Annotated in this window: 8 protein-coding genes and 3 pseudogenes; 10 read left to right on the forward strand and 1 reads right to left on the reverse strand. The window is 62.2% G+C overall.

The features are described from left to right. Positions 1–541, reverse strand: a 541-nt coding sequence (locus tag HLUSI_RS32200; RefSeq protein WP_016834189.1) for an RNA polymerase sigma factor, incomplete at its 3' end; no start/stop codon positions are given. Positions 542–767: 226 nt separating this feature from the next. On the opposite strand from HLUSI_RS32200, the pseudogene HLUSI_RS28285 reads away from it, so the two are divergent. The 10 genes and pseudogenes from HLUSI_RS28285 to argS (HLUSI_RS0111960) form a co-directional block, all read left to right on the forward strand. Further along, positions 768–2,017: pseudogene (locus HLUSI_RS28285) on the forward strand (Hsp70 family protein). 188 nt (positions 2,018–2,205) lie between these two features. Beyond that, positions 2,206–4,389, forward strand: a complete 2,184-nt coding sequence (locus HLUSI_RS0111920) for a CHASE2 domain-containing protein (protein WP_414086749.1) — start codon at positions 2,206–2,208, stop codon at positions 4,387–4,389. A 580-nt stretch (positions 4,390–4,969) separates the two neighbouring features. Beyond that, a complete protein-coding gene (locus tag HLUSI_RS0111925; RefSeq protein ID WP_016834191.1) occupies positions 4,970–6,577 on the forward strand; it encodes a ShlB/FhaC/HecB family hemolysin secretion/activation protein in 1,608 nt (535 codons plus the stop codon). A gap of 12 nt (positions 6,578–6,589) precedes the next feature. After that, positions 6,590–10,903: a two-partner secretion domain-containing protein gene (locus HLUSI_RS28295; RefSeq protein WP_016834192.1), complete on the forward strand. Its 4,314-nt coding sequence runs from the start codon at positions 6,590–6,592 to the stop codon at positions 10,901–10,903. Further along, positions 10,822–11,262 (forward strand): annotated as a pseudogene (gene argS / locus HLUSI_RS31570) (arginine--tRNA ligase domain-containing protein); the annotation flags it as partial. The gene HLUSI_RS28295 and the pseudogene argS (HLUSI_RS31570), both read left to right, overlap by 82 nt. Positions 11,263–11,408: 146 nt before the next feature. Then, positions 11,409–11,732: a hypothetical protein gene (locus tag HLUSI_RS0111940; RefSeq protein WP_016834194.1), complete on the forward strand. Its 324-nt coding sequence runs from the start codon at positions 11,409–11,411 to the stop codon at positions 11,730–11,732. 20 nt (positions 11,733–11,752) lie between these two features. Continuing rightward, positions 11,753–12,514, forward strand: a complete 762-nt coding sequence (locus tag HLUSI_RS35055) for a FecR family protein (protein WP_083830927.1) — start codon at positions 11,753–11,755, stop codon at positions 12,512–12,514. After that, positions 12,448–14,403: a primosomal protein N' gene (locus HLUSI_RS0111950; RefSeq protein ID WP_016834196.1), complete on the forward strand. Its 1,956-nt coding sequence runs from the start codon at positions 12,448–12,450 to the stop codon at positions 14,401–14,403. Before HLUSI_RS35055 ends, HLUSI_RS0111950 begins: the two co-directional genes overlap by 67 nt. 149 nt (positions 14,404–14,552) lie before the next feature. After that, positions 14,553–15,071: a DUF6622 family protein gene (locus tag HLUSI_RS0111955; RefSeq protein ID WP_016834197.1), complete on the forward strand. Its 519-nt coding sequence runs from the start codon at positions 14,553–14,555 to the stop codon at positions 15,069–15,071. A gap of 124 nt (positions 15,072–15,195) precedes the next feature. Next, a pseudogene (argS, locus tag HLUSI_RS0111960) lies at positions 15,196–15,427 on the forward strand (arginine--tRNA ligase); the annotation flags it as partial. Positions 15,428–15,461: the final 34 nt, after the last annotated feature.

Below are 15,461 nucleotides of genomic sequence, written 5' to 3' on the forward strand. Positions count from 1 at the left end.
CGCGCATGGCGGCGTCGCCGATCTCCGCATGGGCGTCGCTCCACACCGGACGGATCGCCGACATCGCGCGCTCCATGTGCTTGACCACCATCTTGCGCGAAATGCCCAACTGCGTCGCCACGGCGTCTTGCGACATGTCCTGCAGCTTGTGCAGCAGGAATACTTCGCGGCAGCGCGGCGGCAAATCGTCGATGACGATTTCGAGCGCATCGATCAATTGCTTGCCGCGCAGGATTTCTTCGCCGTCGCTGTGGTGCAGGTTGGTGTCGGGCACGGCGCCGACCGATTCCTGCCATTGGCTGCGGCTGGTGGCCGCGCGTTGCAGGTCGATCGCCTTGCAGGTGGAGATGTGCTTGAGCAGCGCCAGCGGCGTGCCTTCCTGTTCGCGCGGGCGGGTGCGCACCACGTGCATGTATACCTCGTGTACGACTTCATGCGCGAAATTCTTGTCGCCGAAACGCCTGCGCACATGATCGACGAGTTCGTCGTAATGGCGCATCAGGGCATCCAGCAGAGGCAGGTCTTGCAAGTCTTGGCGCATACCGTAGACGAGGCGGGAAGAGGGAGCTGCAAATTATAGATGATAATGATTTTTATTTGATGTGTATTTCATGCTGCCAAATGGTGCGGAAATGACATTGTTTTGCTTGTTGTTTTGGCAATTTTCTCGCATTGCGGAAAGCCGTGCCTCCGGTATCCGCTTTGCTACAGACACGCGCCGTGCTTTTCTATATCATCGCGCCTTTGCAAAAACGGCAGGGATAAGCATGTCAGACGCTTGCGGCGTGGATTTCGGCACTTCCAATTCCACGATGGGCTGGAGCAGGCAGGGACAACCTTCCTTGCTCGCACTTGAAGACGGCAAGATGACGTTGCCGTCGGTGGTGTTCTTCAACGCCGATGAAAATGAATTCAGCTACGGCCGCGCTGCGTTGTCGACCTACCTGGCCGGCTACGAAGGCCGGCTCATGCGTTCGCTCAAGAGCCTGCTCGGCTCGGGCATGATCGACGGCCAGACCGAAGTCGGCGGCCGCGCGCTGCCGTTCCGCGCCTTGCTGTCGCAGTTCATCGGCGAACTCAAGCAACGCGGCGAGCGCGCCGCCGGCCGTCGTTTCGACAGCGTGGTCCTGGGCCGTCCGGTGCACTTCGTCGACGACAACGCCGAGGCCGACCAGTTGGCGCAAGACACGCTCGAAGAGATCGCGCGCGCGGTCGGCTCAAGCACATCGCCTTCCAGTACGAACCGATCGCCGCTGCCTTCGATTACGAATCCACCATCACCCGCGAAGAGCTGGTCCTGATCGCCGACATCGGCGGCGGCACCTCGGACTTCTCGCTGGTGCGCCTGTCGCCCGAACGCGCGAAGAAGAGCGACCGCCTCGACGACATCCTCGCCACCGGCGGCGTCCACATCGGCGGTACCGACTTCGACAAATACCTCAGCCTGTCCAGCGTCATGCCGCTGCTCGGTCTCGGCAGCAAGCTGACCAGCAACAGCGAAGTGCCGTCGGGCTATTACTTCAACCTGGCGACCTGGCACACCATCAACCTGATCTACACGCGCAAGGCCTGGCAGCAATTGCAGGACGTCTATCGCGAAGTCGCCGAGCGCGACAAGTTCGCGCGCCTGCTCGACCTGGTCGAACAGCGCGCCGGCCATTGGCTGGCGCTGCAAGTGGAAGCGGCCAAGATCGGCCTCTCGGCGGAGGAATCCTTCACGCTCGAACTCGATCGCCTGCGTCCGCCCGATACACTGCAACTGACCCGTGCCGGCTTCGACGCCAGCATCGACCATCTGGTGACGTCGGTCGAGCAGACCGTCGGCAAGCTGCTGGCCGACGCCGGCGTGAAAGCCGACGCCATCGACTCGGTGTTCTTCACCGGCGGTTCCAGCGGCGTGCATCTGCTGCGCAAGCGCATCGCCGCGCTGGTGCCGAGCGCCAAACAAGTCGAAGGCGATCTGTTCGGCAGCATCGGCGCCGGCCTGGCGTTAGATGCCGTGCGGAAATTCTCTTGATCGGTTTCCACCACTGACGGCGCTCTGACGCCGCTTCCCTCAGCGGAATTCCGTTGTGATTCGCCGGTAGTGCTGGCATCATCGCAACAAAATATTCTCAGGGGGAAGCCGTGCGTCGTCTCTTCGCAAAACATGGTGCGCGCTGGTCGTTGGCGCTGGTACTGACGCTGTTGGCGGGCGGGCAAGTGATGGGCATGCTGCCGGCGTTTCTGACTGAACGCATCGATCTGTTCTTCTACGACATGCGCATGCGCATCGCCAAAGTGGAGACCGATCCGCGCATCGTCATCGTCGACATCGACGAGAAGAGCATCGCCGAAGTCGGTCGCTGGCCGTGGAGCCGCGACGTCGTTGCCGCTCTCATCGGCAAGATGACCGACAGCTACGAAGCGCAGACCGTCGCCTTCGACGTCCTGTTCGCCGAACCCGACAACAGCTCCGGCTACGCCACGCTGGAAAGCCTGGCCCACAGCGAGCTCAAGGGCCTGCCGCAATTCGGCCAGCAATTGCAGGCGCTGAAACCCAAACTCGATTTCGATGCGCGCATGGCTGCTGCCATCCAGGGCCGTCCGGTGGTGATGGGCTACAACTTGTCCAATGAGCCGAGCGCCATTTCCAAGGGGCAGTTGCCCAAGCCGGTTTTCACCACTGCGGCGCTCGGCGGGCGCCGTCTCGACATGATCAACTGGCGCGCCTACGGCGCGAACCTCCCGCAGTTGCAGGAAGCGGCGGAATCGGGGGGCTTCTTCAATCCCGTGCTGGACAACGACGGCCTAGTGCGCCGTGTGCCGCTGATTGCGCAGATCGGCGACAATTTCTATGAATCGCTGGCGCTGGCCACCGCACGGGTGGCGTTGGATGGCCGCCGCATCAAGCCCATCTTCCTGCAGCAGGATGCGGTAATGTCGGACCAGCAGTTGCGCGACTACGGTGCGCTGGAGTCGATTGCGCTCGACACCAAACCGCGTCCGACCTTCATCCCGGTCGAGCGGCGCCTGACCACGCTGGTGACTTATCGCGGTCGTGGCGGTGTCCACGGCGGCGCGTTCCGCTATGTGCCGGCGGTCGACATCCTCAAGGGCCGCATCCCCAAGAACGACCTTGCCGGGCGCGTCCTGCTGGTCGGCACCACCGTGCCGGGCCTGTACGACTTGCGGGCCACGCCGGTCAGTCCGAATTATCCCGGCGTGGAAATCCACGCCAACATCATCGCCTCCATCCTCGACGGCGACTTCAAGCAGCGGCCGGAATTTGCCGTCGGTTTCGACCTCGTGCAGATCCTGGTGATAGGCCTGGTGCTCGGTCTGCTGCTGCCGCTGCTGGGGCCGTTGTGGTCGATCCTGCTGGCATCGGGGGCGGCATTCGGCGTCGGCGCGTTCAACTTCTGGCTGTACGACAGCGCCGGGCTGGTGCTGCCGATGGCCACCGCCTTGCTGCTGATTGCCGCGCTGTTCATCTGCAATCTCGGCTGGGGTTACCTGTTCGAATATCGCAACCGCCGCGCCATCGTCAACCTGTTCGGCGAATACGTGGCGCCGGAACTGGTCGCCGAAATGGCCGCCAATCCGGCCAGCTACAACATGGAAGGCGAGAGCCGCGAACTGACCGTGATGTTCTCCGACGTGCGCGGTTTCACCACGATTTCGGAAGGCTTGCAGCCCAATGAATTGCGCGAGTACATCAACGCCTACCTGACCGCCATGTCGGAAGACATCCGCGGCAATCGCGGCACGCTCGACAAGTACATCGGCGACGCCGTGATGGCGTTCTGGGGCGCGCCGATCGAGTTGCCCGACCACGCCGCGCGTGCGGTGGCGACGGCGCTCAAGATGCAGCAGAGCTGCCTCGTGCTCAATGAAGAATTCGCCAAGCGCAACTGGCCGCCGCTGAAGATCGGCATCGGCCTCAACACCGGCAACATGCGCGTGGGCGACATGGGTTCCAAGATCCGCAAGGCCTACACGGTGATGGGCGATGCGGTCAACCTGTCGTCGCGCCTGGAGTCGATCACCAAGGTCTACGGCGTCGGCGTACTAGTCGGTCAGGCCACGCGGGATGCGGCGCCTGAGTTCGCTTACCGTGAGCTGGATAGCGTACGCGTCAAGGGCAAGAACGAACCGGTGCCGATCTTCGAACCGCTCGGACTGGCGGCGGAACTGACCCCCGCTCAACGCGCCTCGCTCGACAAATGGACGGCTGCATTGGCGCTGGTGCGTCAGCAACAATGGGATCAGGCCGAGCAGGAAATCATTGCCTTGAGGCAGGAAAATCCGCATGGTTTATACGATCTCTACTTGCAACGCATCGCCTATTTCCGTGAGCATCCTTTGCCCGCGGATTGGGATGGCGTGACCACCTTCGAGACAAAATGACAACGCAGGTGGGCGGCGTGAATGCCGCCCGGGATGCGCGTTACAGGGCAAAACCTCTGATTAAATTTCCACATGGAAATTAAAGCCGCAGCACGTTGCAAGTTAAGCGAAAACGCCCATCGAATATGCACGATTTTTGTCGACAGGCAATAGGCTCAATCTTATACTTGCCGGTATGTAGCGCCGTCGGGGTGGGTGGCGCTTAGTTGGCGGTTTCGTCGCAGGAGCGGGCAGCGTGCGTAAAAAGAAGAACAACGCCTGACGCTACGGTCATCGCATCATATTTTTCCACTGGATAGTTTCTGTCGCTGAATATTCTGCCGCGTGCGCAAGCACCCGGCAGTTTGGCGTGTGCATCGCGCGTAGACGTGTATCTCGCATGTACGTCGCGTGTGTGCGAGCGGACGATCTGGACCGGAGGAATGCAGGGGCGTTGGTGCGCATGAAGAATGTGCACGATGCAAGAGGGCAGGGAAGTTCACGATAAATCGAGGCGACGGCGGTCTGCAGATTGCAGGCTGCCGCGGTCCTGAACCAAGCATAAAAAATGAAACATCGTTTGATGCAATGTCTATTGGGGATGACGTTGACCGTCGTCGCGGCGAGCGCGCTGGCGGACGACGAACGTTTCAACATCACGCGTTTCCAGGTGGAAGGGAATAGCCTACTGCCCGCCGACGAGGTCGACCGCCTGGTTGCGCCAATGGTCGGTCAGAACAGTGTTTACGGCGACATTCAGAAAGCGCTGGAAGCCCTCGAAAACGCCTACCGCAACGCTGGCTACAACGCCGTGCAGGTGTACGTGCCGGAGCAGGAACTGACCAGCGGCGTGGTACGCATTCAGGTTACCGAGGGAACGGTCGGAAACATCACCGTCACCGGCAATAAATATTTCAGCGAACAGAATATCCGCGCCAGCTTGCCGCAACTGCAGAGCGGAAAACCGCCCAACCTGCGCAAGATTTCGGAAGCCGTACAACTGAGCAACGACAACCCGGCGAAACAAATCAACGTCGCATTGGGCAGCGGTGACGACGAAGGCAAGATCGATGCGGAAGTGAAGGTGGTCGACAACAATCCGCTGCGCGTTTTCCTGACGGCGGACAACACCGGCGTCGCGGCGACGGGACACTGGCGGACGGGTGTGGCGATCCAGCATGCGAACCTGTTCGACCGCGATCAATCGGGAACGCTCGCCTACACCACTTCCCCTGACAGCCCTTCCGGCGTGAAGGTCGACGTCTATTCAATAGGCTATCGCATTCCGCTGTACGGTATTGGCGACAGCCTCGATTTCATCTACGGTAAATCCAGCGTCAATTCGCCGAGTTCTTCGCCGACCCTCGGCGGCCTGCTCGGTTTCACCGGCAAGGGCGACATTTACGGCTTGCGCTGGAACCACTTCTTCGCGCGCCAAGGCGAGACCAGCGCCAGGCTGGTGTTCGGCATCGATTACAAAAAGATCGATTCGCGTTGCAGCTTCGGCGGCATTGAATTCAGTATCGCGCCGCCGACGCCACCGGTTGCATCCTGCGTGCCGTACACGACGGCGCCGTTGAGCGTGACTTACAGCAGCCAGACGCGCAGCGTCGGCCAAAGTATCGACTACAACATCGGCATCGCGCGCAACTGGGCCACCGGTACCGCGTATACCAACACCACAAGCGACGGCCGCACCGATCGTTACTCCTACCTGACGCCCGGCAGCCGCAACACCGTCGACGATTTCATCATCCTGCGCGGTGGCGCGTCGATCTTCAAAGGCTTTGGCAACGATTGGCAAATGCGTATTGCCGGTACCGCCCAGTACGCCAAGGATCCGCTGGTCTCGGCCGAACAATTTGGCCTGGCGGGCTCGACGGCAGTACGTGGTTTCACCGAACGCGCGGTGTCGGCCGACGGCGGCCTGGTCGTCAACGCCGAGATCTACACGCCAGAGCTATTGCCCAAGGGCAGCCTGCGCCTGCTGGCCTTCTACGATGTCGGTCGCGGCTACAACAACAACGTCGGCAACAGCGGCATTCCATCGAGCTTGACGGTATCGAGCATGGGTGTCGGCGCACGCTATGTATACGGACGCGATTTCAACATCAAGCTGGATGTCGGTCGCGTGGGTAATCCGGGCAATTCGGCAACAGAGAAACGCGGCGACCTGAATGCGCACGTCAGCGCCAGTTTAGGGTTTTGAGCGAGGCATGACATGAATAAACCACAGAATCCCCTCTCCAAGGCAGCCCCGCAGGTCGAATTGCTGCCGCCATCGGTTTCCTTGCGCGTCGGCAATCGCCGCCTGACCATGAGCTGGCGGCCGCGCAAGCCGGTGCCGCAATTGCTGACGGGTTTGCTGCGACGTTCGTGGCGCGCCATGTTCGGCAAGTCGCTGCGCATGTCGGTGACGGCGGCGGCGATCTGCGCCGCCTGGAATGTGCCCGCCCTGGCGGCCGCACCCGGCGTCAACACACTGCCGACCGGCGGCGTCATCACTGCAGGCACCGCCACCATCGCGCAGAACGGCAATACCCTCAACATCAATCAGAGTTCCAGCGCCGCCATCGGCAGCTTCACCAGCTTCAGCATCGGCGCCAACGCCGTCGTTGACATCAGCCAGACCAGCGCGAGCAACGCCTTCCTGGCGCGCGTGACGGGTGCCGATCCGTCGCAGATCTACGGCTTGCTGAAGTCCAACGGCACCGTCGTGCTGGTCAATCAGAACGGCCTGATGGTCGGACCGGGCGGCGTGGTGGACGTCGCGCGTTTCATCGCCAGCACGCTGAATGTCAACGACAGCGATTTTCTGGCCGGTCGTCTTCACTTTAGCGGAGGCGGCATTGCCGGCAATGTCGAAAACCAGGGAACCATCAAGACCGCCAGCGGCGGCAGCGTTTACCTGATCGGCGCCAACGTCGACAACAACGGCGTCATCACCAGCCCCAATGGCGAAATCTTGCTGGCGGCAGGGCAGACGGTGCAACTGATCGACACCGGGACGCCGGGGGTGACGGTCAACGTCACCGGGGCAACCGGCAAGGTCACCAATCTCGGTGCGATCACTGCCGAGGCCGGTCGCATTGGCATCGCCGCCGGGTTGATCAGCAATAGCGGCGACATCAACGCGAGCAGCGTGGTGAACGACGGCGGCCGCATCTTCTTGCGCGCGTCGCAAGATCTGACGACGACGGCGGCCTCGAAGGTCACGGCCGATGGCGCGGGCAAGGGCGGCAGCGTGGTGCTGTATTCCGAAAAAAGCGCTCATCTTGACGGCGATATCTCAGCCACCGGTGCGGCGGGTCGGGGCGGTTTCATCGAGACTTCCGGCAAGCAATCCCTGGATGTGGTGAAAATGCCGACGGTGGGCTCGGGCGGTGAGTGGTATATCGATCCTTACAATCTGGAAGTGGTGGTCGAGACGGCCAACAACATCATTCCGGATGGCGGCAACCCCAACATCATCACGTCCAACGGAAGTTCGTCCTTCATCAGCGCCTCCACCATCAACACCCTGCTGAACGGCAATACCAACGTGACGCTGGCCACTGGCAACGGCGGCGCCGCAAGCGGCGGAAACATCACGGTCAGCGCCGACATCACGAAGTCTGGCGGCGCAGAAGCCGTGCTGACACTCAACGCCGACAACAACATCGTCGTCAATGCCAACATCACCAGCACTTCCGACAAGCTGGGGTTGAACCTGAACACCAACGCCAACGGCATCACGACCGGCGTTCACTCAGCCCAGCTCAACGGCAAGATTGCGCTTAACGGCGGCACTCTCAATGTCAGCGACAGCGTTGGCGGCAACGCCAATGGCAATTTGACGATCAGCAACGGCGGTCTTCTGGATCTGGCGAGCAGTCTCATGAACGAGGGCTTGCCGGTGGGCGGCATAGTCAATACCGGCAATCTGACCGTCAATACCGGAGGTACGTTGGCGGCCACGTTTGGCGCCACCGTCAATGTTAATGGCATGCTTCGCAATAACGGCACAGTGAATCTGCAGAATTCGCAGCTCACGGCCAGCAGCCTGACCAATGCCGCTTCTTTCACCTTGGGCAACGTCAGCGGCTCGCTCGGCGCCGTGGTGAACACGGGGACGTTGAGTCTGAGCAGTATTTTCGCGGGACTCGGCGCCAGCAGCTTCACTAACTCCGGCGTCCTGACGGCGGCCAATTCTTCTGTTCTCAACACCGATACTTTCATCAACAATAACGGCGCCAGCGTGATGGTCAATGCATCCACGCTGAACGCGACCGCAAGTTTCAATAACATGGGAACGTTGACTGCGAACAACGGCGCGACGCTCAACATCGGCGACATGACCACCGCCGCCGGGGCGAGCACCACGCTGAACGTCGCGGTGCTGAATGCAGGGGCGGTTTCCAACGCCGGGACGATGAGCCTGGTGGATAGCAGCGCGACCGTAACCGCCGGGATCGCCAACGCAGGCGTGTTTACCCTCTCCAACGGGACGATCAACACCGTCAGCGGATTTAACAACCAAGTGACTGGGACGCTCAACCTCCTCACGCAGGCAGGATTTAACAACGGGGCGGTAAGCAATCTCGGTACATTGAATATCAGCGGCGCCAATATCAAGTTCGAGAACGGCATGACCAACGGCGGAACGATGAACGTGACCGGCTCGGTCATCGCCAATGGCACGATGGCCAATGCCGCGACAGGCACCATGAATCTGGGCAGCGCGGGCAACTCCGCTTCACTGAGCGGAAGCGGCGCCTGGATCAACGACGGCTATCTCGCCGTAACCGGAGCAGGAAACAGCGTCAGCATCGCGGCAGGCCTGACCAATAACCAGAGCGGCACGGTGGCGGTGTCGGGTAGCGGCAGCAGCTTTGCTGGCGGAGATATCGTCAATGCCGGTTCCTTCACGGTCGGGCCGGGCGCTTCTTCAAGCGGGAACTCTTTCAGCAACACCGGCACCACGACATTGAGTGGCGCGAGCATGTCGTTCAATGCTTTTACCAACCGCGTCGGCGGCAAACTGTACGGAACCGGTTCGATAACCGTGGGCACCCTGGTCAACAACGGCACTCTGGCGCCGGGCGGCGACGGTGTGGTCGGTACCTTGGCGATCAACGGCAACTATGAGCAGCAATCGGCAGGCAAGCTGTTGATCGATGTCGCCAGCGCCGACAGCTACGATAGGCTGACCTATAGCGGCGAGTCCATCGCGCTGGACGGCACCCTCCAGACGAAATGGCTGGGTTCCTCCACGCCGGTGTTGACGCTCGACTTCGCGCCGATCGCAAGTGCCGGCGCCAGCACCAGCAGCGGCGTGTTCCGTCACGTCTATGGCGACATATTTACCATCGACGGCGGCTTGCAGATGATCAAGCCTTTTTACAATAAGGGTGGCCAGGGCGTGAAACTGGGCCTGAGAGGATCGGAGACCATTTTTCTCAACGAAGGCTACTCGTCGTGGGGGGACGCAGGCGCATGGTCGACCGGCTACTTCCCGACCGCCATCGACAATATCCTCGTCGGTTCGGCCGCCCAGCTTTCACACGGCTATACGGACGGCATCGACACCGTCAGCCGCATTACTCTCAGCGATGGCGCCTCCCTGAGTGTCAGCGGAGGCACCGTGAACGTCGGCAGCATCGTTTCGACGGGCCGTTCCAGCCTGATGGTCAGCGGCGAAGGAGGAGGTGGTGAAGGAGGGGGTGGCGAAGCTTACGGCATCAACAATTTCGTGGCGACCGATCCCACTCCCTACGTCGGCATCCTGAACATATCGGGTTCGGCGCGTGTGAGCAACCTGACCCTGTCCGGCATCGGCGCGATCAACGGCGGCGTGGGCTCGACATTGAGCGTGACCGATTCGTTCTCGCAGAGCAGCGGCAGCGTCATCAGTAGTGGCGGCGCCGTCAGTCTGAGCCAAGCCGCCGACAACCTCGTGGTGGGCAACATCACTGCGCGCAACCTGGTGCTGGAAGCCCAGAATGGCGCCATCACGCAGACTGCGGCCTTGCACGTGAAGCAGCAATTGTTGACGTCGTCCGTGACGGGCACCACGCTGGACGCGGCGGCGAACAGCATCGCCGCCTTCGCCGCCAACAATCGCGGCATGGGAAATATCGTTCTGGTCAATAACCTGGCGACCGCCGACACCAACGCCGTCAGGATCAACGGCGTCACCAATGCCAACGGCAGCATCAATATCAGCAACACCGGTGCGATGGCGACCACCACCCTCGGTACCGGGGCGGATTTTTTGACGACGCTGCCGACCGCGCCTGACCTCGATCCCATTCCTACGCTCGCAGACAGACTGACGACACTGGGAATTGCCACCGGCGGCGCTGTCAGGGCAACCGGTCCCGCCGCTTCCGTGTCGCTCGCGGCGCATAGTCCGCTGACGATCGGCAGCGGCGGCGTAACGTCGTCGGGCGGCATCACGCTGAGCGCCGGCGCAAGGCCGGCAAGACCTACGAACTGGACGGCGCGCTGTGGCTCAAGACCACCGACTACGGCGACGACAAGGACCGCGTCATGAAGAAGGGCGACGGCACCTACACCTACTTCGTGCCCGACGTCGCCTATCACATCACCAAATGGCAGCGCGGTTTCGGCAAGGTCATCAATATCCAGGGCAGCGACCACCACGGCACCATCGCGCGCGTACGCGCCGGCCTGCAGGCGGCCAACGTCGGTATCCCGCAAGGCTATCCCGACTACGTGCTGCACAAGATGGTCACGGTGATGAAGAACGGCGAGGAAGTAAAAATTTCCAAGCGCGCCGGTTCCTATGTCACGCTGCGCGACCTGATCGAATGGTCCAACGGCAGCAACGACGACAATGCAGCCGAAGCAGGTGATACAGATGATGCAGGTGACTTGACTCGCGGCCGCGACCGGACAACCTCGTCATTAACGGCGCCATTACTTCCACCGGCGGCGGCACGATCAGCCTGGCTTCGGGAGGCAGTATTTTTGTCAACGCCAATATCTTCACCCAAGGACTCTATACTCCCGCTCCGGCTCCGGTGTATGCGCCGGGTGTGAGCGTCACCGATATCAACGGCACCACAATCACCATCGCCCAAGCGGTACAGCAAATCATCAGTCCGATCATCGCGCAGAACGTGGCCCCGGCCTCCAACAGCGTGGTGACTAGCGTGACCACGACGCAGGCGGTGAACAATCCGGTGATGCCGTTGGCGCCGCCAACCGCCGGCACGAACCCCGTGTCGTTGGCGAACACGATGACTACAGGCGGCGATCCCGGTACATTCGGCGGTTCCGAGGCTCCGGAACAAAGCGTGCCGACACAGAAAAGCAGTGTCACGGCAAAGGCCAAGACATCCAAGATGTTCTGCAATTGATATCTCGAGGACCTGAGAACATGAAAACAATCATCCACGCGAGATACCACTCTGGCCGCACGGCATACCGGCCGTCCTGGCTACGTCTTTGGCAATTACTGAGCCTGGCGGCGGTGCTGGGTTTCAGCAATCCGGGCTATGCCCAGGTAGTTGGCACCGTCACGCACTTGTCCGGCATATTGACCGTGAAGCACGCTGACGGCAAGACGGCTGTGATGGCTGTGAAGTCCGAGATCCAGCAAGGCGACACGCTGATCACGGAGGCCAATACTTATACCCGCGTAAAGTTCCTGGACAATGGGGAAATCGTATTGCGACCCGGTTCGCAAGTCGTGGTCAAAAATTACTTGTACGATGCCGAAAAACCGGCGCAGGACAACGTCGCCATCAGCCTGGTCAAGGGGGGGCTGCGCGCCGTCACCGGGCTGGTCGGCAAACGCAACCACGACGCCGTCAGTTTCGACACGCCGACGGCGACCATCGGTATCCGGGGCACCCATTTCGGCGCGTTGTTCTGCCAGAACAGCCACGGGTCGCCGCTGCTGTTGTACGGCGTCACCGGCAGCGGCAAGACCGAGGTCTATCTGCAAGCGGCAGCGGCCATCCTGCGCCGCGCTGCCGAGAGTGGCGAGCGCGCCCAGATCCTGGTGCTGGTGCCTGAAATCAACCTGACGCCGCAGCTCGAATCGAATATCCGCGCGCGCTTTCCGGGCGTTTGGCGCTGCCGCAAATCGGCCAACTGGCGATCGTGCCGTTCGGCCGTCGCGAGGTGGCGGGCCTGATCATCGGCCTGGCCGAGCAGACCGACGTGCCGGACGGCAAGCTCAAGGACGTGCTGGCGGTGCGCAGCCAACTGGCGCCGCTGCCGCCGCAGTGGCTGGCGCTGTGCGGTTTCGCCGCCGACTATTACCAGCGCCCGCTGGGCGAGGTGGCGTTGCCCGGTTTGCCCAAGAACCTGCGCACCCTGACCACCACCGCGCTCGATCGTGCGCTCAAGAAGCTGGCCAAGCTCGATGCCGGCCACGACGGCAATCCGGTCAACACGCCGCAGTTGAAGCCGGAACAGCAGGAGGCCGTTGACGCCATCGCCGGCGCGCAGGGTTTTGCGCCGCTGCTGTTGTATGGCGTGACCGGCAGCGGCAAGACCGAGGTCTACCTGCAGGCGGCGGCGCGCATCCTGGCGCAGCATGAAGCCGCCGGCGAAGTGGCGCAGGTACTGGTGCTGGTGCCTGAAATCAACCTGACGCCGCAGCTCGAATCGAATATCCGCGCGCGCTTTCCGGGCGTCCACGTGGTCAGCCTGCACAGCGGCCTGGCCGAAGGCGAGCGTACGCTCAGCTGGCTGGCGGCGCACCAGGGCCAGGCGCGCATCGTGCTCGGCACACGGCTGGCGATCCTGTCGTCGTTGCCGCATCTCAAACTGATCGTGATCGACGAAGAGCACGATCCGTCTTACAAGCAGCAGGAAGGCCTGCGTTATTCGGCGCGCGATCTGGCGGTCTGGCGTGCGCATCAACTGGCGATTCCGGTGGTGTTGGGCTCGGCCACGCCATCGCTGGAAACCTGGCAGCATGCCCAGGCCGGGCGGTACCGCAAGCTGCAACTGCGCGAGCGCGCGGTGCGCGACGCCGTGTTGCCCAAGGTCAAGATGATCGACATGGAACGCGACCGTCCCAACGACGGCCTGACCTCGACGCTGGTGGCGGCGCTCAAGCTGCGCCTGGAGCGCGGCGAGCAGTCGCTGCTGTTCCTCAACCGGCGCGGCTATGCGCCGGTGCTCAATTGCGATGCCTGCGGCTGGATCAGCAACTGCATGCGCTGCACTTCGTTCATGGTGCTGCACAAGCCTGAGCGGCGCTTACGCTGCCACCATTGCAGCCTGGAACTGTACATCCCCAAAGCCTGCCCGACCTGCGGCAACGTCGACCTGCAACCGCTGGGACGCGGCACCCAGCGCGTCGAAGAAGGCTTGCAGGCGATGTTTCCGGAGGCGCGCATCCTGCGCATCGACGCCGATTCCACGCGCCTCAAGGGTTCGGCCCAGAATGCCTTCGACAGCGTGCACCGCGGCGACGTCGATATCCTGATCGGCACGCAGATGGTCGCCAAGGGACACGACTTCAAGCGCCTGACGCTGGTGGGTGTGATGAATCCCGACACCGCGCTGTTTTCGCACGACTACCGCGCCAGCGAGCGCCTGTTCGCGCAACTGATGCAGGTCGCCGGCCGCGCGGGCCGGGCCGGTCAGAAGGAGGGCGGTTCGCCCAGCGAAGTATTGATCCAGAGTCGTTATCCGCATCATCCGCTGTACAGCGCGGTAGCCGCGCACGACTACGACGGCTTTGCCACGCAGTTGCTCGAAGAGCGCCGGCAGGCGGCCCTGCCGCCGTTCCTCTACCAGGCGCTGCTGCGCGCCGAAGCGGCCGAACTCGATGTCGCGCTGGCTTTCCTGCAGGATGCGGCGGCCTGCCTGGAGCACCCGGGCATCACCATCAACGATCCCATCCCGATGACCATGACGCGCGTGGCCAACGTCGAGCGTGCCCAGTTGCTGGTCGAATGCCCGTCGCGGCCGGCCTTGCAGGCCTTCCTGCGCGACTGGATGGAGGTCTTGCGCCAGACGAAGACCCGCGCCAAATGGTCGCTGGAAGTCGATCCGGTCGATATCTGAGCCGGTACGCCCCATCCGGCGCATCCACTCATCGCATCAAATCCCCCGCAGCCCGCCGTCCTCGCGCCGTTCATCGCATAGCGCTGGGACGCGCGCGCGGCGCGCCTAACATGGCGGCATTCCTTTCCTTCTTCATTCCAGGAGTCGCCATGTTGCAACAAATGATCATTCATACGCCGCTGTGGGTCTGGGCCTTCCTGGCCTTCCTGGTCTATCGCGGCTGGTTGGCCGGCGCCGACCGGGAAACCCCGCTGTTGAAGGTAGCGCTGATCCCGCTGCTGCTGCTGGTCTTGTCGCTGAACGGCCTGTACCAGCAAGCGCACGCCGATGCCCGGGCCCTGGCAGTAGCCGCGCTGGCGGCGCTGGTCAGCGGCGTGTTGAGCGCGACGGCGGCCGGGCGTTCCGGCATCACCCCCTATCCGGACCGCGGCACGGTCTGGTTGCGGGGCAGCTGGCTGCCTTTGCTGATGATGGTCGGCGTGTTTGCAGTCAAGTACGGTGTGGCCGTGTTGCAGGTCTTGTATTCCACCTATGTGCAGGGGACCTTGTTCACGCTCGCGGTCAGCCTGTTGTACGGCCTGTTCATGGGGGTGCCGGTCGGTCGTCTGTTGCGCATCCTGCATCTTTATCGCCAGGCGCAGTCGTCGGCGACGCCTGCGGCGGCCTGAGGCGGAATGCGGGCCTGCAAGATCGGCTTCAATCCGAGCGCGGCAAGCCGGTATAATCCGGGGTTTATATATTCATCAATGTGCGGCTGGCGTTGTCAGCGCGGCCGCCGACCCCTCCGTTCCCATGCTCGCCCAACAAAAACAACGCATCACCGAATTATTCCAGGCCGCCGCTGATCGAAGGTTCCGGCCTGACGCCAACGATTACGCTGGAGCGTCCGCGCGATCCGTCGCATGGCGACATCGCCTGCAACCTGGCCATGCAACTGGCCAAGCCGCTCAAGAAGAACCCGCGCGAACTGGCCCAGGCGCTGGTGGATGGCGTGCTGTCGCAGCCCGGTCGCGAAGAACTGATTTCCGTTCTTCCACGACCAGCTTAAGCAAAGGCGG

The sequence above is a fragment of the Herbaspirillum lusitanum P6-12 genome, assembly GCF_000256565.1.
Lineage (GTDB): Bacteria > Pseudomonadota > Gammaproteobacteria > Burkholderiales > Burkholderiaceae_D > Herbaspirillum > Herbaspirillum lusitanum.